The organism is Neobacillus driksii (genome assembly GCF_013409995.1).
GTDB lineage: Bacteria > Bacillota > Bacilli > Bacillales > Cytobacillaceae > Neobacillus > Neobacillus driksii.
Map to the genome: position 1 here is coordinate 80365 of NZ_JACCBX010000017.1, position 22605 is coordinate 102969.

Consider the following 22605-nt stretch of genomic DNA (forward strand, 5'->3'; position numbering starts at 1 on the left):
AGGTTAGTCCTTCATTTCTAGCCTAATTATATTTTCTTCAATAATTTAATTACCTAGAGATTTTGTTCAACGATCTTAATCGTTTAATAAGATTTTCTAATGCTTCACTTTCAGTTTGGAATTCTTTCTCTGAGATCGGATTTGCCCGCTCGTCTGAAGTATATACTATCCATTTATTTGCTTTTTCGCTAATACCGACTTCATTAGGTTTAATTTTATGGTCATCGAACCAATTTAAATTCTGTAATTTCTCATTTTGGATGATTTCTAAAGCACCCTCTCTTGTCAACGTAATCACACCTTATTTCATTTTTTCTATTAAGCCTAAACCTTTCAATTGGTAATGGCATTTCATACTGAATCCCGCCGCCGGTTGAACCTAAAAATGGCTGCATCTGCCTTAAGATGATACCAAGATTTATCCCTTTCTATTTTAGAAGGGAACTTTTTTGTTGAGTATCATTAAAGTTGTATAAATATCCGTGCAGGATTGCTTAAAATATAGACTTTGATGTGCTATAAAATAGTCGAAAAAAATAAGAATCTATTCTTTATAGAAGCGACCCTCGAAAGAAATTCTCTATTAAATATGTAAACACATTTCCAGAATTTATACTACTCAAAAACTATTTTTGAAAACGAGGCTTAAAATTGGATAAGTTGAGATGTAATTGGATCCAAGATTGGTCTATTTTTGTTCAGAAACTGTCCTTTGTGTTAGTACAATAGGGGAGAGGGAATTGAGTCATTAGATAAAAACATTAATAATCATATAAATGCAAGTAAACTTGTTAAGCTTAGTTGATATGATAGTTTGTTTTGACTTGTATTCCCTATCGAAAAGAGGCCAATATTGCTGATTAGACAGAAATATAAACAATCCATATAGACGGCATTTTAGGTCAGAACTTCCCTTGGATGTTCTATTTTTTATGTAAATCCTTGTTCGAAAAAGTCAAATTTTAAAAAATAAAGGAAGAAATTGATCGTTTATCGAATTTATAAACTATAGGTCTTAATGCTCAATAATAAAGTTAGGGAGTGAACTCATGCTTACACTGGATGAAAAAAGAAAAATTTTAAATTCATTTGAGGAATTAAGGGAAAAAGAAGACAAGTTGGGACGATTCTTTTATTACTACGATAAGTCGCCTTCAAGAAAGAAAATATTCGCAAGAGAATTTGTTAATTCAGGAAATGGCTATGTATTTAGGAAATTCCTACCAGAATATAAGGAAGTTTTGTATCAAGATGGATCAGTATGTGTGAAAGATTTTTCCTCAAAGGAGCTACAGGATATTGTTAGAAAATCAATAAACTCACTAAATAATAGGAGGTAAGGGAATGGCCTTAATGTGTAGAAAGAAAGATCCAATATGGATAAATATAGACGACCCAACAAAGAAATTCACACTACACCATCAATGTCGATTCACTGAAAATATAAAAGAGACACCTTATAAAAGCGTCAATACTTTAAAAAGAGATGGTGGGTGGCTACAAGTTGATAGTTTAAGAGTTGCAGAAAAGCTTTATGAAAATAGTTATTCTAACTATTCCTTTGCTAACCATTGCTAAGATTATCAAAATCGTATTATGGAAGTTTCTAAACTACTAAAGTCTTATTAATATTTTAATGAAAAATATATATATGATGTTTATTCGTAGGGAGGCATAAACATGAGTCAGGTGTTAAAAAGGACTAAATACTGCAATTTATTAGTCCAAGGTTTATCACAAGAGGGTGAGGACATTTCAGCAGTTGAGAGAATCTTTGTCAAAGCTCTTAATCGTGAGGAAATTAGGTTCGCATGGTATAAGGAAAAGAATGGATCAAAACATTTCCAGCTAAGACCACTGGACCTCACAGAAGAGGAACTTTTAGAACTGTTAAAAGATGGTGTTAACAAAGGGGTTTTTACAAGTGATTTTAGGAAAAAACTTAAAGAAATACTTTAGGAACTATATAAAAAGTAGGAACTTGCACTTAACCCTGACAAGGTAGACAGTGAATAAAAGAGAACATTTAGCTGCGGCAGCCTTTTCTCGGTATTGAATCGGGGAAAGGCATTTTAATTTTTCTTGGAATCGATCATTATTATATGTTGGTAATGTACTCAAGCTAACGGGTAAGATTAATAGTAGAGTACTAATATCCTATACCATCTAAGTGTTGGATCAATATAGGTGGGGAACTAAAGTGAACAAGAGTATAAAATATGTAATTAATTCTATTCTATTGCTTTGTATTTTAATCTCAGGTTATTTTACATCCGTTTCCAAATGTTCCCTATATATAAGATTGAGTATAATGCTGGAGAAGAAATGATTGAGGGAAAACCATATGCACTCCATTACGTTTATTTCAAACCCATTCCTTTATTTAGTTCATTATCCTCTAGGTAAATAGATTGGGAAGACGGTGAAGGATATGGAGAGAGTTTTTTTTGCGGTGAAAGGAAATAAAGGTTTGATAGCCCTAAGGGGTTTTATGAGTGGACCTACATATATTAATTAAATTAAGGACCCCGAATAGGGTCCTTAATTTAAGGTCATTTTTCAACATAATTATTAAACAAAGCTTATACCAATAAAAGTGTCAGGCACCTTCCAATTTTGGTTGGTATAACACTTTTTTATGTAGATGTAAGAATTTAAGAATTCCCTTATAAAAAGGAAATATTGGGATAAAAGACTGTATTCTCTATGATAGAATATGACATATATACTAAAAAAATAAATTTTTCTGTTTCTTTAGGGGAATAAAGCTCACTATGTTCATTTAAAGATGGGCTTCTTAGCTAGAATCTAAAAGGGGTGAATAATATTACCTATGTTTATTAGACTATTAAATAGTTATTTTTACGTTATTCAAAACTAATAAGATAAAAGTCTTCAGATTATATTACTTCATTATTTTAGGAGGAAAGAAACAGTGATAGATATTCTACTAGCGATTGTGTCTACACTTGCTATTGTGTTAGGTATAGGCGGTTTAATAAAACCTAAATGGACATTAATGTGGGGGGAGAAAACTAGGAAAAAAATATTGATTACATATTTGCCAATCTGCCTTGTTACATTATTTTTACTATGGACGACAATTGAAACTAAGGGGAAAACATATAAAAGAACAAGTGATATATCTCAAGAAGAGATGTTTAACAAGCAAAAAGAGTCTATTAGAGTTATAGAAACTGAACTTGATAAGTTAGCAGAAAACTATGTATACTACCAGGTTACTTCTGAACTTTTACTTAAACAAACGAATTGGATTAATGAAAAAGTAGTTCCTTATTTTGAGAATATTGAAGGAATCAAAAATATTACAGATAAAGCAGAGAATTTAAGTAAGCTATCTATGGTAAAACAGGTTTCCAAAGTTAGTCCTATAGGAGATCTATCAGCAACTATTAGTGAAACCATAATCTACATAAAAAAATTACGTGAATTTTTGGAATTAAATAAGGAAATAAACAGTTCAATAAACAAAATTAAAACTTTACATGAGGAATACGATAAAACAAAAGATATAGTAGTTCTTCAAGAAATCAATAAAGAGTTAACTACAAACTATATATACTTAATTGGGGACTTAGAGAAATTTACTAATGAATCGATAGATATTTTTGATACATTCGCTACATTAATTTATCAAAAACAAAACATTAAAATGTTCGCTTCTGATGCAATTGATGTGGTTAAGATATGGGACAATTCAAAAGAGCAGACTTCAGAGGAAGAAAATACCTTGGAACAGTTAGAGGAAAATAAAAAAGATATAGAAAATGCTCCCGAAGAAATACAAAATAGGATGAAGTTAGATTATGAGTATATTCTAAAGATACAATCGGAGACTGAGGTTATTAGTGCCTTTAATGAGATTCTTTCTAAGAATTAATTCTTCATGTGTCTTAATCTATTAAGGTCTTTAATCGTTAAATGGGATGGTTCGATTGCCAGATCACCGATAGCGCATACTCAATCTGCTTTGCTGATAGGGTGTAATCTTCTTCAAGGCTACTGCCTCTCCCGTGTGATAATTGTTCTGTTTGGTTAATTTCTATTGCAGCTACATGCTCTTTTAGTTTTGCCTCAACGATGGACTCAACCTCTGCCTGGCTGATGGATTGGTTTTGCTGCGGGCTGTTGGTTTGAGGTGTTTTAAATAGTTTTTCTATTATTCCTTTTAACATCTTTTCACTCCGGTCTCTTTAAGACTTCCACTTTAGTCTTATTTTCCTATAATACTATTATTAATAGAAAATATTGCAAAATACAATACTTTTGGGAGAATTTTGTTATTTTTGGATGATGTTAGTCAAAAAACGCCTATAATTCAAGAAGATATTGTAATATTTTTAGGATGATTGTCCTAAATGTAGTATAATGGAGAAAATTGCAATTTTTGGAGCGGTTGTTATGGCTATTACGATTCCTGAGACAATTCGATCATCTGCGACAACAGGGGAGAGGCTGTTTTTTCGAACGCTTAAGACCTTTTTACCAGACGATTACATAGTATATTTTGAACCTGATATACAAGGAAGAAGACCTGATTTTGTGATTATTGGGCCCGACCTTGGCATTGTCGTATTAGAAGTGAAGGACTATACGAAGAATACCCTTTTTCAAATAAATCATGATGAATGGCATATTGTTACTACTTCTGGAGATCAAGCGGTTATTAAGAGTCCAATGAAGCAGGCGAGAGACAATATGTTTCATGTAGTTGATACCTTGAAGAAAGATAAAAGTCTGATTCAATTAGACGGAAAATATAAATTTCAATTAAAGTTCCCTTATGGCCATGGGGTTGTTTTTACTAGATTGTATTCTAAGGATTTTGTACAAGAAGGACTTTACTCCGTCATTGAACCGAATCTTTGTTTTACCAGGGATGAAATTGACCCGGACAAAGAGGGATTTTCAGAAGAAATATTAATGGAAAAGATCCTCAATATGTTTGTCGTTCCATTCCGATTAAAGGAATCGCTATCCATAGAGGACATCAATGCGATTCGTTATCACTTATTTCCGGAGGTACGCATTAGTGCTGAATACAAACCACCAGTACCTTATCAGGACCAGCTTCTGTTATCCTTGCATGATATTAAAACCATGGATCTACACCAGGAGAATCTAGCTAAACAAATTGGAGATAAGAACCGCTTAATACGTGGAGTTGCTGGAAGTGGCAAAACGATTATATTAGCAAGTCGAGCAAAGATGTTATCAAAACAAAATCCAGACTGGAAGATTCTTATTCTCTGCTACAATATTTCTCTTTCAAATGCGATCCAGCAAATGATTCATCATATGCTCAATGAGCCTGAGGATTTATTTGATTTTGATCCTAATGCGAAGTCTGTGCAAAATGAGAATATTATAGTGAGGAATTTTCACTCTTGGTTAAAGAATGATTTAAGAATAAGGGAGCAGCAACTTCCGGATATTATAGAAAAACTAGAAAGAAATGAAGCGATTCTACCTACATATGACGCTGTATTGATTGATGAAGGGCAAGACTTTGAGGCTGACTGGCTTCGACTAGTTAGTTTATTAATTAATGCAGATACACAGTCTCTATTATTAGTAGAAGACCGAGCTCAGACGATTTATCAGAGGAAGCGTTCCTACCTTGAAGATACAGGCCTAAGTTTTCGTGGAAGATCAAAAGTTCTTTCTATAAACTATCGGAACACCCAACAGATTGTAAAATTTGCATGGGAATTTTACCGTAAGCATTCGATGTTTAAGAATAAAGTGGTAAATCGTGAACTAGAAGGTGAGATAATTGCACCGCAGAGCACAAAGCGGAAAGGTCCAGAGCCAGGTATTGTAAAGGCAGCTAATTTTTTCGAGGAAATGAGAATTGTTGCTCGCTCTATTAAGAAACTTCATATGGAGAAAAAAGTCCCGCTGGAGGACATGCTTATTCTTTACCGTGTTAAAAGGACTCATAAATTCCCTGTTATTGATATAATTCAGCGTTCTTTGAAAGATGAAGGATTACCTTACTTTTGGATCACGGAGAACGACGTTTCAAAACGATCATTTGCAAAAGATGATGGGAAAGTTAAAATCAGTACTATTGATAGCAGTAAAGGATTAGATTTCAGAGCAGTTTTTATCGTTAATTTGGATTCGATGCCTTTTACACTTGAGGAGAATAAGGAAAGGGAAGTTTCATTGCTATATATAGGGATGACGAGAGCTAAAGAATACCTATGCTTGTCTTATTCAGGGGAATCAGAGTTCACTCATTATTTGGATAGCCTCAAACAAGTGAAAAAAGAAATAAAACCTGGAGTAAAGAAAATTAATTAAATTTTTTTATAAAACAAGCCTATAATTGCTTTTATAGGCTTATTCGATTTTACTACTTTTAAAGATTGAAACTTTTAAGGTGACTTAAATTAGAGATAACAAAAATCAACTAGTCGCGCGAAACCGAATTTAATGAAGATCTTGATAGTATTACTTATAGAGGAAAAAATGAGTGATATATAGAATGAGTAATTAAATAAAATAATGTTATTACAGAGCCTATAAATAATTTTTATAGGTTCTGTTAAATTTGTCTCCCTTCAGGTATTGTTCATCAAATTGTATTTCTTGGTGGTGCACACCAAAAAAATATAGTTGATTACATTGGAGTAATAATATGAAATCTTTGATTGTCTTTTCTGTCTTAATAGTATTATTGTCTACTGTCGGTGTGAGTTTTCGCCAATTAAGATAATGGATGTAAATTGTATTTACATTTTATAATCCCAATCAACGTTGTTATGAATGCGTTTTCACCATAAGATTGAATCAGGAGGTAGGGAATGGTGCTTGAACAGAGAAGTTTGCAATTATTAGATTTACTCATTCGAAATGAATCCATTACTATAGGAGAAATTGAGAAGAGGTTGAAATTAACTCGGCGTCAAATTGATTATGATTTAGTGAAGATTAATAATTGGTTAGTAGAGTCAAAAGTTCCACAACTTGAAAAGCTAAGGCAAAAGGGTATTATTATTCCCTCTGCAACAAAGCGGTATTTTATCGAGCATTTATCAGCGAAAGGAGAGAATCATTCAAAAACGGCTTATGTATTTAGTGAAAAAGAAAGAAAGGCATTCATTTTTTTACTTCTATTTAATCATCATGATTATATTTCATTAAACCACTTTATTTATTCATTAAACATTAGTAAGAGTACTGTATTGAAGGACATAAAGAAGCTAGATAAAGACTTAAAACAATATGATGTAAGTATCATGTATGACCGTTCGCGAGGCTACTCTATAGGAGGTGATGAACAAAACCTTCGTTATTGTATGATGCGTTTTATCATTAAACTATTATCCAATCCAAATGGAACAATACTATTAGACCGGTTTATTAGTAATAATCAATTTGTTCAAGTGAAGGATATTCAACCCATTATTCAAGAAGCTTCTCAAAAATGGTCAATTAAATTTGTTGAAAACAGAATGCAAGAATTTATCTATAGTTTCATTTTTATTATTTCGAGGATAAAAGGAACCAATCATAGGTTGACGATGGAGCTAAGTAAATCTGTATTTAAGAATACCAATGAATTTCAGTTTTCAGAAGATATATTAAGTGGTTTTACTATTAATTCTACTGAAGAAACAGCTTACATGTGTGGTTGGATTTTAGGATTATCAATGGGGAACTTAGATAAAAACACAAATGATCGAACTATTTTAGTGGAATTACTAAAAGGTATAATTGATCGATTTGAGAGTTTAGCGGGTATCCGTTTTGTTGAACAAAACCAGGATATTTCACAGCTGTATACTCATTTTAGGCCTGCCTATTATCGTCTATTATTTAAGCTCCCTATTGTAAACGCATTGCTGCCTAGGATTCAAAACGAATATAAAGAAATGTATAAATTAGTCGAGGAAACCATGAAACCTTTTAATGCTGTATTTGGCGGTCAGGTTCCCAACGAAGAAATAGCCTATTTAACGATCCATTTTGCTTCCATTATCAAAAATAGCGATGAGGAATTTATAGAAAGAAAGACTGCTCTTATCGTTTGTCCAAGTGGAGTAGGAACCTCAGCCATTTTATATAAAGAATTAAGTACGCTGTTTCCAGAATTTAAATTTATAAAGCCTATTAATATAGAAGAGTTAGATTCCATTCATGAAGAAATTGATATCTTATTTTCTACTGTGCCCACAGCAAAGATGATCTCAAAAAAAACACCACTTGTGATTGTAAATCCCATCATGTCCAGTCTTGAGAAGATACATGTCATTCAAAATGTATATGCACAAATGGGAAAACCAGTGTATAATCCTCCATCTATACAAAACATCCTGGGAATAATAGAAGAGTTTGCAGACATAAAGGATAGGTTTGGCTTAGAAAAAAGCCTTTATCACTTATTTTCTACCAATAACAAAATAGAGCCACAGGAAGTGAAAGAACCATTGCTAAGTGAAATTACAAATGAGAAATTAATTCAATTGAACATTGAAGTAGCTAATTGGCAGGAAGCAATTGTTAAAGCGGGTCAGCCATTAGTTGATGAAGAAAAGGTATCACCAGAATATATCAAGGCGATGATAGAATCTGCAATTGAGTCAGGGCCGTATATTGTGATTGCAAAGCATGTAGCACTTCCACATGCTAGACCTGAAGCAGGTTCTAAAGAAATCGCTATCAGTATGACAAGGTTGAAACATCCCGTACATTTTGGAAACCCAGAAAATGATCCTGTAAGATATATTTTTTGCTTAAGTGCCATTGACAACAAAACACACTTGACAGCAATGGCAGAATTAGTGGAATTGTTAGATTGCCGTAATTTTTATAATAAATTTGATGAAGCTAGTGATTCTAAAGAAGTTTATGAGTTTATTTTAAAGTATGAACAGGAGGCTAATCTATGAAAACAGCATTAATTGCTTGTCGTACCGGAATGGGTTCTAGTATGATGTTGAAAATTAAAGTAGACCAAGTTATCAGGGAAAATAAATTTCCTATTAAAGCCGAACATAATTCCATTGACGCCGTTAGTCAATTTAGGGGGGATTTACTGATAACAATGGCAGATTTGGTGCCCGACCTTAAAAATAAGGTGAAATATATCATTGGAATTCAAAATCTTATGGACAAAAAGGAGATTAAGGAAAAGCTTTTAAAGTTTTTAGAGGATACACAATAAAACTGCTATAAAAGCAGATGAAAGGATCTAGTTTCTAGCAGACTATTACTATTAGGGGGAGAATAGTTATATGGAACTTATTAAGGTCATAGTATTTGATTTATTAAGCTCTGCTGCCATTTTAGTTGGTCTTATGGCTTTTATTGGGCTGATTTTACAAAAGCAAACAGCTGAAAATATTGTCTCTGGCACCTTAAAGACGATCGTCGGATTTCTTGTTTTTGGAGTTGGTTCTGGGGCTGCCGTTGTCGCACTTAGTAGTTTTCAGGATTTGTTTGCCGTAGGTTTTGGCTTAAAAGGAGTCCTCCCATTAGCAGAAGCCGTAACAGCTTTAGCACAGCAAAAGTTTGGAACCACTGTATCCTTAGTAATGGTATTCGGATTTGTAATGAATTTAGTAGTAGCCAGGTTCACTCCTTTAAAATATATCTTCTTAACTGGGCAGCACAATCTTTACCTTGCTGCACTATTAACCGTTATGTTAAAGGCTTTGGGTGTTAGTACTACATTAATCGTTATTATCGGCGGTATACTTCTAGGAATATGCAGCTATGTTCCCAGCCATCTGTCAGCCATATATGAGGAAAGTAACTGGCGATGATGAATTAGCACTAGGACATTATGTAACAGTAGGTTATGCGTTGTCAGGCTGGATTGGATCGAAAGTCGGAAAGCCGGAAGATAGTACAGAGAACTTAAAACTTCCTGTTTGGTTATCTATTTTTAAAGACTATGTCGTAGGAGTCAGTATTACTATTATTATCTTCTTCTATATAGCAGCTATTGCAGCTGGGAAGGCAAAAGTAGAAGCATTATCGGGAGGAGTCAATTGGCTAGTTTATCCATTGTTTCAAGGCTTAAGCTTTGCAGCATCGTTATTCGTTATTATTACGGGTGTTCGTATGCTTTTAGGGGAAATTGTAAATGCATTTGTGGGTATTTCTGAACGCTTAATTCCAAATGCAAAGCCGGCATTAGATTGTCCAATTGTATTTCCATTTGCACCTACTGCAACAGTCATCGGATTTTTAAGTGCATATGTGGGCGGACTCCTATGCATGTTTGCATTCGGCGCTTTCAATATGGCAGTTATTATTCCTGTTGCTGTTCCTTACTTCTTTATTGGGGCAACAGCTGGTGTTTTTGGTAATGCAACAGGAGGCTGGAAGGGTGCAATTGCAGGTTCATTTGTGGTAGGAGTTTTAATTGCGATTGGGCCATCAACTATTTATCCAATTATGGCGAATTTAGGGCTTGAAGGTACTGCTTTCCCTGAAACAGATTTTAATATTGTAGGTTTACTTGTTTACTATATTGGTAAGTTTCTTCAGTTTATTTTCTAATTTAATTTTTGTAAATAAGATTACTCTGGGGGTTTTAAATTGTGATGGTTAATGTAACGAATAATAGTGTAGCTGAGATGTCAGTAACTACCCTAAGGACCTTGTGTTTAGATAGTGTTGAACATGTAAAACATGGTCATCTAGGCATGCCGTTAGGTGCTGCACCCATGGCCTATGTTCTTTGGAAAGAGAAAATGAGGCACAATCCAAAAAATCCCAACTGGTTTAATCGTGATCGATTCGTCTTAACATCCGGCCATGGTTCCATTTTACTTTATTCGCTGCTGCATTTATCAGGGTATGATTTGACAATAGATGATCTAAAGGGTTTTCGTAAATTAAACAGCCGTACCCCTGGACATCCAGAGGTGCATGTTACCCCAGGTGTTGAAGCCACTACTGGTCCACTTGGGCAAGGGCTATCTCTAACTGTAGGGATGGCGATTGCAGAAGCACACTTGGCTGCAAAGTTTAATCGAGATGGTTTTAACATTATTGACCATTACACCTATACGATTTGCGGTGATGGTGATTTAATGGAAGGTGTTGCTCAGGAAGCAGTATCACTTGCTGGACAATTAGGATTAGGACGTTTGATTGTATTGTATGATTCGAACGATGTTACGTCCGACGGACCAGTTGAAGTTTCTAATACTGAGGATATAAAAGGGAAGTTTGAAGCAATGGGATGGCAGGTTTTACGAGTCGAGGATGGCAATGATTTAAATAGGATAGCAGCCACGATTGATAAAGCAAGGGCTTGTCATGATCAACCGACACTTATTGAGGTCAAAAATGTGATTGGTTTTGGTTCCCCAAATCTACAGGGAACGGAAAAAATCCATAGTAATCCGGTTGGTGCCGATGAATCGAAAAGAATTAAACAATCATACGGCTGGCAGTATGAAGAATTGATTTATGTTCCAGATGAAGTCCGTTCCTCATTTTCAGAAATTATTGAAAATGGGAGGAAGGAAGAAGAGAAATGGAATCATCTATTTGACTCCTATAAACAGACTTATCCGAAATTAGCAGAAGAATTATATAGAACGATTCATGATGGCTTCTCACTTTCTGAGAAGGCGATAAGAAAGTTTAAGCCAAGTAAAATGGCTACAAGAACGGCATCAGGTGAGATGTTAAACAGTATATATCAGGATATTCCTACGTTGCTAGGGGGTTCTGCAGATCTTGCATCATCGAATAAAACCACAATTAATCAATTGCCATTTATGAAAAAAGGAGACTATTTGGGTCCAAATATCCACTTTGGTGTTCGAGAATTTGCGATGGCCTCCATTTTAACAGGTGCTGTTCTTCACGGTGGTATTAAGGGCTATTGTGGTACATTCTTGGTTTTTGCTGATTATATGAGATCTGCTATCCGTCACTCAGCATTAATGGAAATACCTATGACCTATATTTTTACACATGATAGTATCTTACTTGGTCAGGATGGACCGACCCATCAGCCGATTGAGCATTTGATATCATTACGTGCGATGCCGAATTTAATTGTCATACGACCTGCTGATGCCAATGAAACTGCAGCAGCTTGGAAAATTGCTATTGAATCTAAAAAGACACCTGTTGTTCTTGCGTTAGGACGTCATGATGTTCCGGTTTTAGAGAATGCCTCATTTGAAGGTGTGAGAAGAGGAGCCTACGTTATTTCGCCTTCTACAGCCGAACCAGTGGGAATTATTATTGCAACCGGTTCAGATGTGGAACTTGCTTTAGAAGCTCAGGATATCTTACGAGAAAAAGGGATAGAAGTGAATGTTGTCAGTATGCCTAGTTGGGAATTGTTTGAAGCTCAAGATAATGATTATAAACAACAAGTTCTCCCACCTAGACTTAAAAAGAGATTGTCGGTTGAAATGGGTTCAAGTTACGGGTGGGAGAGGTATGTTGGACCTGAAGGAACCGTGATGAGCATCGACCAATTCGGTGCATCTGGACCAGGAGATGACTTAGCTAGGAGTCTCAATTTTACTGTTGAGCATATCGTTAAAAAAATGGAGAGGTTGATAGGAATGTAGTTTAGCTTTAAATTGCAATATATCAACTTTACATTTGTTGTTAGTGATAAAGAATACGTATGTATTTCTAAAATTGGAGAATCAGAATTTAAGCAGTATTATGATACTCTAAACCAATGTGGTTCAGTGTTGTTTTTGAAAAATGCTATTACCCTTAACCCTTGCCCCATACAGCAAGGGTTTTTACCTGTACATGTAACATTGCCAGAAGCTAAGACAGGGATTTTTATATTTACGCGATTTTAGTCTCTATTTATTAATAAGTCATGTCAAATAGTTTATTTAACAAAATATATTAAAAAATCTGACAAAAAAGTAGTAAGCTATAGGTATTACATAACAAAGTAGGTGATGTCGATGAATAGTAGGAAAAACAATCAAATGATCAAAAAATACATATTTTCCCTCCCATACAGGGCCAAGCTAATACTTGTTTTTTCTCTACTTATTTTACTTACTGCTACAATTCTCGGAACTATTACATACTACCAATTTTCTAAATCTAGCAGAGAGCGAACAGAGGAATACCAGATTCAATTGGCGGATCAAATTAATCAGAATTTAAATCGTTATCTAAGAGAAATGCAAATTATGTCATTGTCACCCTTGTATGACCAAGAAATATTAGATATCTTAAAGTCTCATAAAGAACAGGGAGAGAGTACTTCTTTTCCTCCTGCAGGTGAAAGAGTCCCTATGTGGAGATATATTTCTGGTTTGATCCATATGAGAAATGAGATTAAAGGAATACATATTATGGCCAATGACGGTACCATATTTAGTAATTTGGATTCGAATACGGTCATGTTGAAGGCATTCGAATCCGATAATGACTGGATTAAACAGATTAAAAAGGCAGATGGGAATTGGGTATTACTGCCACTGCATAAACCATTTTATTACTTAAACAAAGATACCTCTGTTTTTTCTGTTTCAAGACTCATACGTGACCCTTCCTCCTTTGAACCCTTAGGGATTATCAAAATTGATTTAAAGCAAGAATTAATCCAAGAGATTGTCAGCAATCCAAATGAGAAGAGTCATATTTTTATCTTAGATCATAATAACCAATTCATTTACCCAAATAAGGAAGATAAAATTATTGAATCTTCCTTTCTAGAAGACCTGGGAGATATAAAGGTAAATAATTATACCAATATTCCCATTGATGGAACAGAATACATGATGGTCTATAATCAATCGAACTATTCAGGTGTCAAAACCATTATGCTAACGCCGCAATCGACTGTATTTAGTGAAGTGAATAATTTGCGGAGAGTGATGATACTAGTTGTTTTCATGGGAATTCTAATCTCGTTTTTATTAGGATTTTTGCTCTCGAAGCCGCTGGTGGAATCGATACACCAACTAAGGCGAGCGATGAAAAATGTTGAAAAAGGGAATCTAGGACAGCGAGTTTCGATTACATCCAATGACGAAATTGGAGAACTTGGAAAAGGCTTTAATCATATGATCAATGAAATTGATCGTCTCGTTTCGGAGGTTTATAAAACTAGTTTGCGAGAAAAAGAGGCAGAAATCAGAGCACTGCAAAGTCAAATGAACCCCCACTTTCTGTATAACACTTTGGAATCAATCAATATGCTGGCAATCACAAAGGGGAATTTTGATGTTTCAGATATGGTCTCCTCACTGGGCAAGCTGCTTCGATATACCATTGATAATACATCAAAAATTGTCACATTAGAGTCTGAGTTATCTTTTATCCGCTCCTATGTGGCCATTCAAAAGGTAAGGATTGGGGAGGATCTTCAGTATCATGAGAACATTGAACCTGCAGTACTGCATGTATATCTGCCAAAACTGATTTTGCAGCCATTCGTTGAGAATGCCATCGTCCATGGGGGTATTCTGCAAGGCAGAACGATTACAATCAATGCTCATAAGGTAGGACCTATTCTTAAAATTACAATTTGTGATAACGGAAAAGGTGTTAGCTCACAGCAATTAGCAAAGCTGAAGAATCTTATAAAAAACCACGATACTACCTCTTCCGATAAACATAATGGGATTGCACTATCAAATGTGCATGAGCGTCTTCAGCTATTATATGGAAAACAATATGGAATTAAGATTGATAGTCAAGAACAATATGGATTCTCTGTTACGTTAACATTACCCATTCAAACGAAGGAGGAAGCTGATGATGAAAGAAATATTAATGGTTGAGGATGAAGCGATTATCAGACAAGGTCTTAAGGTATTACTAGAGCAGGTTATTGGGGGATTTCAGGTTATCGAAGCAAAAAGCGGCGAGGAGGGGGTCTCCCTTTTTCACCAAAGAATTCCTCATTTAATCATTACAGATATTCGCATGGGAGGAATGGACGGACTTACTTTTGTCTCAAAAGTAAGACAAGTTTCTAAAGATGTTCCCGTTATTATCCTAAGCGGTCATAGTGATTTTGAATATGCACGGGCTGCGATGCGATATGGTGTCACTGACTATCTCTTAAAACCGATTAATCGAGTTGAGTTATCGCAGACGATATCAAAATTATTTAAAGCTGATTCTGAAGAAAGAATAGACACATCCAAACAATTCCAGAAAATTCTTCAGTACATAGATGACCAGTTAAGTCATGAAATTACCCTCAAACATATAGCAGATTACGTATATTTGAATCCTCAATATGTGGGGCAATTATTTAAGTCTGAACTTAACAAAACCTTTACGGAGTATATTACTGAGGAACGATTAAAGCGAGCAAAGCAATTATTAACAGGGACGAATTTAAAAGTATACGAGGTGGCGCAGCTTTCCGGATATAAAAGCCCCAAGCATTTTATGATGGTTTTTAAGCAGGAGACCGGAATGACGCCAATGTACTATCGAAAGTATTCATAATATTTTAAAGAATCTATGATTAACGAACTATTTCTCTGTTTGAAGGGATATTTTTAACATGGTATGTCCCTTAAAATAAAGGTCAAAGGAGGGTTATACATGAAGAAAAAGTTAAAACTGCTATTTTTAACACTTATTTTGTTAGCGTTTACAGCTGCTTGTAGCAATGACGCTGGCACGGAACCAAAGGATAAGGATTCCAAAGATGAAGAAGTTGAGTTGACCTTTATGATGTGGGGAAATGAAGCACATCAGGAAGTGTACAACAATTTAATCAAAAAGTTTAATGAAACTCACCCGAATATAAAGGTGAAAATGGAGAGCGTGCCTTTTCCAGATTATCAGCAAAAAATTACCGTGTTAGCTGCCGGCAGGGAACTGCCTGATGTCGGTTGGGTTGCCGAGCGGATGGCTCCTCAATTTATGGAAAATGGACTTTTAGAAGACGTTTCTTCGTTTAAAGAAGATAAAGACTATAACATGGATGACTTTTTCCCATCCACACTAGATTTATTCGAGAAGGATAGTAAATTATATGGCATTCCATTCTCCACTCCGCCAATGGTTATGTTCTATAACGAAGACCTATTTAAAAAAGCGGGTGAAAAAACTCCTAATGAACATGTAGCTGCTGGAACATGGAATTGGGAACAGTTTGAAAAGTCAGCAAAGGCAATTTCAGCTGACGGTGTCTATGGTGCTAACTTCTTCCGCGATTGGAATACGTGGATATCTTTACTTTCACATACCTGGAGCTATGGCGGGGACTTATTTAATAAAGACCAAAGTAAATTTACTTGGAACAGCCCTGAGGGTGTAGAAACATTAAATATGCTTGATCGCATGATGTTTAAGGATTCTTCACATCCAAAAGCGGGTGAGCAAGTGAGCTTTGACTCAGGAAAAATCGGTATGTTCTTTGATGTATATAGTTATGTTTCAGCTGCTCGTAATGTAAAAGATTTCAAGTGGGATATTGCACCACTTCCAGAAGGTTCGGAAGGCAGATATCCAATGCTTGGTCAAGCAGGATATGGATTATTTAAGGATTCAAAACATCCGGAAGAAGCAAAAGAACTTCTTAAATTCTTTACAAGTCAAGAGGGAATCACAGCTACTTCAACATTCTTCGTGCCGCCACGGGAATCAGTACTAAGCTCTGATGCGTTTGTAAATCAGCCTAATAACCCGCCGGTAGAGAGTATTAAGCGTGCAGTTATTGATGAAATGGAAAATGCTCGCTTGCAAGCCGGACACATAGAATGGCAAAAAATTGATACGGCTATTCAATTTGGTTTCGACGAATTATTTGGTCAATTGAAAAAGCCTGAAGATATCTTAAAAGGCATGGAAGAAAAAATTAATCCTATTTTAAAATAATCAAGAAGATGCGGTTAACCCTCAATAGGATTAACCGCATCCCTTTTACAGGGGTGAAAGACAGTGACCACATCAATTGTACAAATGCTCAAAGAAAACAAAATGACATTAATCGTGAGTTTACCAGAAAACCGAGTAGAACTGGCAAAGGCGGCGATCCATGCTGGAGTGGACGCTATTAAGTTGCATGTGAATGTAGAGCACCGTGCATCCGGGAATCATTTTACCTCCGTTGAATCCTATTTTGATGTATTCCGCAAAATTAGAGATGAATTTTCTGGACCACTAGGCATCGTCCCAGGTGGGTCATTTGAAGATATAAAACAAAGGGAGATGGAGGAATTAATTGGCTTAGGCTTCAATTTTTATTCCATCTATGCGCACCATCACCCAAGTTGGATGCTCAGTCTAAAAAGAATCGATAAAACGTTCGCGATTTCAAGTGATTATAACTTTAGCTCCATTGGTAATGTAGGTCACCTAGGTGTGTCGGCATTAGAAGCTTCAATCATTCCAGGCGAGGAATATGGGACGCCACTGACCCTAAAGGATGTACTTGCCTATCAATCACTTGTCCAACATGTAGATGTGCCAGTTCTCGTTCCTTCACAACGAAAACTAGTACCATCTGATATTCCTTTATTAGCGAAAGCTGGAGTAAAAGCAGTCATGCTCGGTGCTATTGTAATAGGACACACCAAGAATAGTATTCAATCAGAAATCACTTCATTTAGAAAAGCAATCGATTTATTGTAGAGGGGGTTGGAAGGTGGAAGCAAAGGTTGAAGCAGCGAAACGTCCGCCCTTAAAGGGTGTTAAACAGCGAAAAAAATTTATTGGCAGTGAAGCCTTTTACGGCTACTTATTTGTCAGCCCCATGGTGATAGGTTTTCTATTGGTAATGCTTTTTCCGCTTATCTACTCGATTTATATGAGTTTAACAGATTGGCAGTTGCTCGGAGATCCCAATTTTATTGGGACAGAGAACTATCAACGATTAGTAAATGATCCTGATTTTTGGGTGGTACTGAAAAATACACTTATTTTCGCAGCCGGATTAGTGCCGATCAATATCATTCTTGCTCTTTTGTTGGCACTTTTACTTCAGAAGAATTTACCTGGCATTGGATTTTTTCGAACAGCAATCTTTATTCCTGTTATGACATCCATTGTTGTTTGGTCGATTATTTGGAAATATATGTTTGGAACTGAAGAAGGCTTTATTAATCAAGTACTTGCTGCTATTGGGATTGACGGGCCAGCCTGGCTATATGATCCTGATCTTGCTATGGGGGCAGTTATTGTCGTCAGTGCCTTGAAAAATGTAGGGTTAAATATGGTTCTGTTCCTAGCGGCCCTTCAGCAGGTAGACAAGAATCTTTATGAAGCCTCCTATTTAGATGGTGCTAATAAGCTTAGACAATTTTGGAATGTAACCCTTCCAATGATTACACCTACGGTATTTTTAACCTTAATCTTAACTATTATTGGTTCCATGAAGGTTTTTGGTCAAATCTATGTCATGACCAACGGAGGTCCGGGAAATCATACGAAGGTATTAGTTTACTATATTTGGGAAAATGCATTTAAACTTTTCGATTTTGGGTATGCATCAGCCATTGCACTCGTTTTATTTGTGATTATCTTAGTTTTTACTATCATTCAATGGACTGCTAGAAAAAGGTGGGTTTTCCATGAAGAATAAAAAGAAAAATGGAATGTTTACGAAAGTATTATTTTATGGTGTGCTGTCATTTATTTCTATCGTGATGATTGTGCCGTTTTTATGGATGATTAATACCTCATTCAAGGATTCAACGAAAATATTTGTTTTTCAATTCATCCCTAATCCGTTTAAGTGGGAAAATTATCTACAGGTATTAGAATCAACACCATTTCACCTTTTCTATTTTAATAGCTTATATATTGCCATTCTAGTAACAGCTGGAACCATATTTCTTGGTTCATTAGCAGGCTATGCCTTTGCAAAGCTAAAATTCAGAGGGAGTTCCATCCTATTCCTTTGCCTATTAAGCACGATGATGATTCCAGTTGAAGTTATCACCATCCCTCTTTTCTTATTTATGAGAGATTTAGGGTTAATCAATACACATGTACCGTTAATTGCGATACCCATTTTAGGACCTGCAGGTGTTTTTGGTGTTTTCGTTATGCGGCAGTTTTTCTTATTAGTACCAACAGAACTAGAAGAGGCTGCAAAATTAGATGGATGCTCGTATTTCCGTATTTATTGGAATATCATGCTTCCACTAGCAAAACCAGCCGTTGCCACACTCACAATCTTCACCTTTTTAACAAGCTGGAATGAATTCTATGAACCGCTTATTTACATTAATTCAAAAGAACTTATGACGCTGCCACTTGCATTGGCTTTATTCACAGATGAGGTAGGGACCAAATGGGAGCTGCTAATGAGTGCATCGGTAATGGCAACACTTCCATTATTAATTATCTTTTTCTTCGCACAAAAGCAATTTATTGAAGGAGTAGCCATGACAGGTGGAAAGTAACAACTAAAAAAGGATGTGTCTATTTTTGAAAAGAGAACTTGAATTTGATGTTGTTGTTACAGGAGGTGGTCCTGCTGGGATTAATGCAGCAATTGCTTCAGGGAGAACAGGAGCAAAAACACTTCTGATTGAAAGATATGGATTTTTAGGCGGGATGTCAACGGTTGCACTTGTTTATCCATGGATGACCTTCCATACAGAATCAGGAAAACAAGTAATAAAAGGGATTGCACAGGAAATCGTTGATAGATTAATGGACCAAGGTGGTTCCCCAGGCCATTTGCGCGATACTGTAGGATTTACCAATACGCTCACTCCCTATCATCCAGAAAAATATAAGCTATTAGCATTAGAAATGCTAGAAGAAGCGGGGGTAGAAGTCCTTGTTCATAGCTTTGTAGATAATGTCGAGGTAGTGGGGAATCAGATTACAACTATCAATCTAACAACTAAATCGGGGCCAATCCGAGTATCGGCTAAACGATTTGTTGATACAACTGGTGATGCTGATATTGCCTTTTTAGCGGGTGCTCCTTGCTTAAAAGGGAGGGACAGCGATCAAAATACCCAGCCGATGACGATGAAATTCCGAATGAGGGGCGTTGATCTTTCAAAGGTTAAAGAAGCGATGAAGACAAATCCATGCAATTTCTACAAAAAAACACCCATTGCGGAATTGGACGATTTACCACTCACAGGAGTACAAGGATTTTATAAAGAATGGAACGAGTCTGGTGTACCTATCAATCGGGATCAAGTTCTCTTTTTTGCTGGTCCCGAAGAGGATGAGGTTCTTGTAAATTGTACCCGGGTGCAGGGTCTAGATGGAACAGATGTTTTCGATTTAACAAAAGGTGAAAAAGAAGGCAGAAAACAAGTGCTCATGATGGCAGAATTTTTACAACAGAAGATACCAGGTTTTGAAAAGGCATCTATCTCAGCGGTAGGAACACAAATTGGGATACGTGAAACAAGAAGGATTGATGGGCAATATGCTCTTACCATTGAGGATGTAGTTGCTGGAAAAAAATTCGATGATAGTATTGCTCTCAGTGGTTACCCAATCGATATTCATGACCCAACTGGTAAAGGTGTTCAAGCAAATGATATCGAGGGAGATGGAAGCTATGGTATCCCTTATCGCTGTCTCATTCCTAAACATATTGATAACCTATTAGTCGCAGGTCGTTGTATTTCCACTACTCATGAAGCATTGGCTACAACACGGTTAACTCCAAGTGCAATGGCAACAGGACAGGCAGCTGGAACCGCCGCAGCACTCTCGATTGCCGATAATGTTGCGCCTAAGGATTTGAATATCAAAAAGCTCCAGGAAATTTTGGTAGAGAACGGTGTCGTCATTTAAGGTTACTTTAAAGGAGGATAATCATGAATCGATTGAGGAAATTCTTTACTGTTTGCCTTGCTGTGCTCCTTTTATTTAGCACGGTAGGGATGGTGAATGCAGAAGGAAACAAGAAAGATTTAGCTACCATTCTACTAGTTCCATTGGATGATCGGCCAGCAAATGTATATTTTCCTACTGAAGTTGGTGCAGCTGCAGGTGTAGATGTGGTTACACCTCCGAAAGAAATGATCGGAATGTTCACTCAGCCAGGGAATGGGAAGGAAATTAGTAAATGGCTGCTAGAGAATGGTGATCAAGCGGATGGATTTGTTATTTCAACAAGTATGCTTGCATATGGTGGCTTGGTAGCATCACGGACGGGTGTCAAATCTCTTGAAGATGCAATCGAAGATATTCAGGTGATAAAACAATTAAAACAATTGTACCCTGAAAAACCTGTATATGTTTTTGATACGATTCAAAGATTAGCCGTCACGGCAATCAGTGATGAGTATTTAAAATATTACTCACAGATTAGTGAATGGGCCGTCTTATATGATAAGGTCGTTAATTTAGGCATGGAGGGAAAAGCGAGACTTGATGAATTAGAATCGATTATCCCTGATGCTGTATTACAAGATTACAAAAATGCTAGAGCGAGAAATCATAGTGTTAATAACCTAATGATTGATTGGGTTAATGAAGGATATATCGACCATTTAATCTTGGCACAAGATGATGCGGCCCCTTATGGACTTCACCGTGCTGAAAGGGAGCTTTTACTTGATAAAGTAAACAAGCTCAGGGTAGAGGATCAAGTAGCCGTCTTTCCTGGGGCAGATGAAGTGGGAGTTGTGTTGGTATCTCGCTTTGTCAATAAATTGTTCCATACATCCCCAGCCTTTTTTATTGAATATGGAGGGATTCATGGGGATGATTGGACTGCTCCATTTGAAGATACAACCTTCGATTATAATGTTCAAAAGCATATCGTTTCGGCCGGAGGAAGGGTTGTTGACAACGAAAAAGAGGCTGACATCCACCTATTATTAAATACTCCATCTTCAGCTGGAACAGATAGGTCAGTTGATATTACTAGGCTCGTTACGCGGACAAATGAATTACTATCGAACGGAAAACAAGTAGCCATTGGTGATGTCTTGATCGTCAATAAAGCGGATGAGGCGTTTGTGACTGAGCTAGCTGAAAACGTCGATTTAACGAAAATCTTATCCTATAGTGGGTGGAATACCGCAGGAAATGCACTGGGAATTACAGTCGGGCATGCTGCAGCACGAACCGCATTTTTAGAGCAAAAGTCAGGAATCGGCGTGCCTTTATATGAGCAAGCAGCTGAAACCCACTATGAATTTTTACTCCATCGATACGCAAAGGATCAAGGATATAAAAATGTTGTTCATCCAGCCGCAAGACAATATATTCAGCAAATTGGTGCAAGTGAATGGGATTTAGGTTCTAAATACACACTAGTAAACAACTTTGTAAAGGAAAAGTTAACAGCAGAAACAGAAAAGTGGTATCAATATTTTGATGGAAAAGAAGTTTACATTGGTTCAAGAGGAAACAAGGATTTCTTCAAAACTATTTCATCTTTAGAAAGTGTTCATGTGAACCTGCCTTGGCCAAGAATTTTTGAGGCAGAATTAGAACCAGATTTAGAACTTAAGTAATAGATAAAACGGTAAAAAGGTAACCTGATTACAAACATTACGAAAAGAGATTTAGCATAAATGTCCTATTAAATAGACAAGCCTATTTATCTTTTATAGGCTTGTTTATTTTTTGTTTTCTTTAAATTTTGATATTGGTCTCTCTTAATTTGTAAGAAATATGGTGACTATGCAAGTCTATATTTTAACTTTGATTGTAGAAGAA

The 22605-nt window shown here is 36.1% G+C and carries 19 protein-coding genes and 1 pseudogene; 17 read left to right on the forward strand and 3 right to left on the reverse strand.

What is annotated here, in order from left to right:
- Positions 1–49: 49 nt before the first annotated feature.
- Entirely contained in the window at positions 50–289 is a 240-nt protein-coding gene (locus F4694_RS27945; RefSeq protein WP_179603192.1) for an Imm59 family immunity protein, read from the reverse strand.
- A 760-nt stretch (positions 290–1049) separates the two neighbouring features.
- Between F4694_RS27945 and F4694_RS27950 the strand changes: the two genes are divergently transcribed.
- The 3 genes from F4694_RS27950 (at position 1050) to F4694_RS27960 (ending at position 1959) form a co-directional block, all read left to right on the forward strand.
- Positions 1050–1340 carry a hypothetical protein gene (locus tag F4694_RS27950; protein ID WP_179603193.1) on the forward strand — a complete coding sequence of 97 codons (291 nt, stop codon included), beginning with the start codon at positions 1050–1052 and terminating at the stop codon, positions 1338–1340.
- Between the two features lie 4 nt (positions 1341–1344).
- Positions 1345–1578, forward strand: coding sequence for a hypothetical protein (locus tag F4694_RS27955; protein WP_179603194.1), 234 nt, complete (start codon positions 1345–1347; stop codon positions 1576–1578).
- A gap of 102 nt (positions 1579–1680) precedes the next feature.
- Positions 1681–1959 carry a hypothetical protein gene (locus F4694_RS27960; protein WP_179603195.1) on the forward strand — a complete coding sequence of 93 codons (279 nt, stop codon included), beginning with the start codon at positions 1681–1683 and terminating at the stop codon, positions 1957–1959.
- Positions 1960–1962: 3 nt separating this feature from the next.
- On the opposite strand, the gene F4694_RS33060 is transcribed toward F4694_RS27960, so the two are convergent.
- Positions 1963–2121, reverse strand: a complete 159-nt coding sequence (locus tag F4694_RS33060; RefSeq protein ID WP_374757450.1) for an IS3 family transposase — start codon at positions 2119–2121, stop codon at positions 1963–1965.
- 814 nt (positions 2122–2935) lie between these two features.
- Here F4694_RS33060 and F4694_RS27965 point away from each other — a divergent pair.
- On the forward strand, positions 2936–3901 hold the full coding sequence (locus tag F4694_RS27965; protein WP_179603196.1) for a hypothetical protein: 966 nt from the start codon (positions 2936–2938) through the stop codon (positions 3899–3901).
- Between the two features lie 37 nt (positions 3902–3938).
- Here F4694_RS27965 and F4694_RS27970 read toward each other — a convergent pair whose 3' ends face one another.
- The gene (locus tag F4694_RS27970; RefSeq protein ID WP_179603197.1) at positions 3939–4196 is read right to left on the reverse strand and encodes a hypothetical protein; all 258 of its coding nucleotides are present in this window, start codon (positions 4194–4196) and stop codon (positions 3939–3941) included.
- Between the two features lie 226 nt (positions 4197–4422).
- On the opposite strand from F4694_RS27970, the gene F4694_RS27975 reads away from it, so the two are divergent.
- The 13 genes and pseudogenes from F4694_RS27975 (at position 4423) to F4694_RS28035 (ending at position 22400) form a co-directional block, all read left to right on the forward strand.
- Positions 4423–6330, forward strand: a complete 1908-nt coding sequence (locus tag F4694_RS27975) for a 3'-5' exonuclease (protein ID WP_179603198.1) — start codon at positions 4423–4425, stop codon at positions 6328–6330.
- A gap of 503 nt (positions 6331–6833) precedes the next feature.
- Positions 6834–8921, forward strand: a complete 2088-nt coding sequence (locus F4694_RS27980) for a BglG family transcription antiterminator (RefSeq protein ID WP_179603199.1) — start codon at positions 6834–6836, stop codon at positions 8919–8921.
- The gene (locus tag F4694_RS27985; RefSeq protein ID WP_179603200.1) at positions 8918–9196 is read left to right on the forward strand and encodes a PTS sugar transporter subunit IIB; all 279 of its coding nucleotides are present in this window, start codon (positions 8918–8920) and stop codon (positions 9194–9196) included. Before F4694_RS27980 ends, F4694_RS27985 begins: the two co-directional genes overlap by 4 nt.
- Before the next feature lie 133 nt (positions 9197–9329).
- A pseudogene (locus tag F4694_RS27990) lies at positions 9330–10539 on the forward strand (PTS ascorbate transporter subunit IIC).
- A 44-nt stretch (positions 10540–10583) separates the two neighbouring features.
- Positions 10584–12581, forward strand: coding sequence for a transketolase (gene tkt / locus F4694_RS27995; RefSeq protein WP_179603239.1), 1998 nt, complete (start codon positions 10584–10586; stop codon positions 12579–12581).
- 357 nt (positions 12582–12938) lie between these two features.
- Positions 12939–14771 carry a cache domain-containing sensor histidine kinase gene (locus tag F4694_RS28000; protein WP_179603201.1) on the forward strand — a complete coding sequence of 611 codons (1833 nt, stop codon included), beginning with the start codon at positions 12939–12941 and terminating at the stop codon, positions 14769–14771.
- Positions 14746–15450 carry a response regulator transcription factor gene (locus F4694_RS28005; RefSeq protein ID WP_179603202.1) on the forward strand — a complete coding sequence of 235 codons (705 nt, stop codon included), beginning with the start codon at positions 14746–14748 and terminating at the stop codon, positions 15448–15450. Before F4694_RS28000 ends, F4694_RS28005 begins: the two co-directional genes overlap by 26 nt.
- Positions 15451–15549: 99 nt before the next feature.
- Positions 15550–16830 (forward strand): ABC transporter substrate-binding protein, encoded by a 1281-nt coding sequence (locus F4694_RS28010; RefSeq protein WP_179603203.1) that lies wholly within the window; start codon positions 15550–15552, stop codon positions 16828–16830.
- 63 nt (positions 16831–16893) lie between these two features.
- A complete protein-coding gene (locus tag F4694_RS28015) occupies positions 16894–17586 on the forward strand; it encodes a beta/alpha barrel domain-containing protein (protein ID WP_308806810.1) in 693 nt (230 codons plus the stop codon).
- 13 nt (positions 17587–17599) lie between these two features.
- Positions 17600–18535, forward strand: coding sequence for a carbohydrate ABC transporter permease (locus F4694_RS28020; protein WP_374757451.1), 936 nt, complete (start codon positions 17600–17602; stop codon positions 18533–18535).
- A complete protein-coding gene (locus F4694_RS28025; RefSeq protein ID WP_374757452.1) occupies positions 18525–19361 on the forward strand; it encodes a carbohydrate ABC transporter permease in 837 nt (278 codons plus the stop codon). Before F4694_RS28020 ends, F4694_RS28025 begins: the two co-directional genes overlap by 11 nt.
- 13 nt (positions 19362–19374) lie before the next feature.
- The gene (locus F4694_RS28030) at positions 19375–20727 is read left to right on the forward strand and encodes an FAD-dependent oxidoreductase (RefSeq protein WP_179603204.1); all 1353 of its coding nucleotides are present in this window, start codon (positions 19375–19377) and stop codon (positions 20725–20727) included.
- A 23-nt stretch (positions 20728–20750) separates the two neighbouring features.
- Positions 20751–22400, forward strand: a complete 1650-nt coding sequence (locus F4694_RS28035; protein WP_179603205.1) for a DUF4127 family protein — start codon at positions 20751–20753, stop codon at positions 22398–22400.
- Positions 22401–22605 lie beyond the last annotated feature (205 nt).